This is a genomic window from Nioella sediminis (assembly GCF_001879695.1).
Classification (GTDB): Bacteria; Pseudomonadota; Alphaproteobacteria; order Rhodobacterales; family Rhodobacteraceae; genus Nioella; species Nioella sediminis.
On sequence record NZ_MNBL01000065.1, the window covers coordinates 1 to 1284 of the forward strand.

Sequence of the window (1284 nt, forward strand, 5' to 3'; positions counted from 1 at the left end):
GACATGAGATCATCCTCGCGAATGGCGCACCCGCCGAAACCTTCATCGACAATGTCAGCCGCAGGGTGTTCGACAACTTCGCCGAATTCGAGGCGCTTTATGGCGATGTGCCGGAGATGGAGGAACTGCCCTATCCCCGTGCGATGAGCGTTAGGCAGGTGCCGGATTGGGTGCAAAGGAAGCTATTACCATCAAAAGTTGCTTGACCTTCGGTAGGAAATACCGCCCTCTACTGACTCTGGTGGGTCACGCTTTTTGCTTTTCTTAGTCACTATTCCTTTGGCTTATTGTGCGCTTGTTAAGCAGCAATTATTGCGTATTTACCAATGAATTAGTCAAACAGGGATTAGGACACAGAATGGCTACTTACGACATTACCCACACCGTTGCTTACGACTACGGAAGCCCGGCAGGCTCGAACGGATCAGTCCTTCTTCCAGCGCAAAACATCATAGCAGAGCTTAACGATCTACAGGCGGATATGGAGTTCACGGTAGGAAACTCCGTTCAGCTTTCTGGTGTCACGTATACATATGTCGGGCAGGTCATGATTGACGGGCAATCCTGGCCGATCTTCGACTATGTCGACACCAATCCGTTCCAGTTCCGGGTGGTCATGATGGACCAAGCCCCCGTGTCGCCACCTGCAACGCTAACCCCCGGTGATATCAGTACCGCTGCTTTCCCAACTTGTTTTGTCGAGGGCACACTAATCAACAGTCCTGGCGGGGAACGCGCAGTTGAGAGCATCAAGATCGGAGATCGCGTACTCTCATCTGATGGCTCTGCTGTCCCGGTCAAATGGATCGGCCGTCAGACCGTCTCCACCCGGTTTGGGCCTGCCGAACGCCTGATGCCGGTGCGCTTTGCCACTGGATCGCTTGGCAACGGACTGCCGCATACAGACCTGATGGTGACCGCTGACCACGGGATGCTGGTCGACGGAGTCGTCTGCCACGCCGGGGCCTTGGTGAACGACACCACGATCACCCGCGTTCCCCTGTCCGAGATGGGCGAGACCTACACGGTCTATCACATTGAAACCGAAGAACACGAGATCATCCTCGCCAATGGTGCACCTGCGGAGACGTTTATCGACAATGTCTCCCGTCGGGTGTTCGACAATTACAGCGAATTCGACGCGCTCTATGGCGAGGTGCCGGAGATGGAGGAGTTGCCTTATCCCCGCGCGATGTCGGCGCGACAGGTGCCGACAGCGATCCGGGCGCGGCTGGCTGGAAAGGCCGCGGCTTGATCAGAGGGGTGGGCAGAACTGCCCACCCT

Annotated in this window: 1 protein-coding gene and 1 pseudogene; both read left to right on the plus strand. The window is 56.1% G+C overall.

Going from position 1 to position 1284, the window contains the following annotated elements:
• A pseudogene (locus tag BKY26_RS20220) lies at positions 1–206 on the plus strand (Hint domain-containing protein); the annotation flags it as partial.
• 152 nt (positions 207–358) lie between these two features.
• Positions 359–1255, plus strand: coding sequence for a Hint domain-containing protein (locus BKY26_RS09230; protein ID WP_083431385.1), 897 nt, complete (start codon positions 359–361; stop codon positions 1253–1255).
• The last annotated feature ends 29 nt before the right edge of the window (positions 1256–1284 follow it).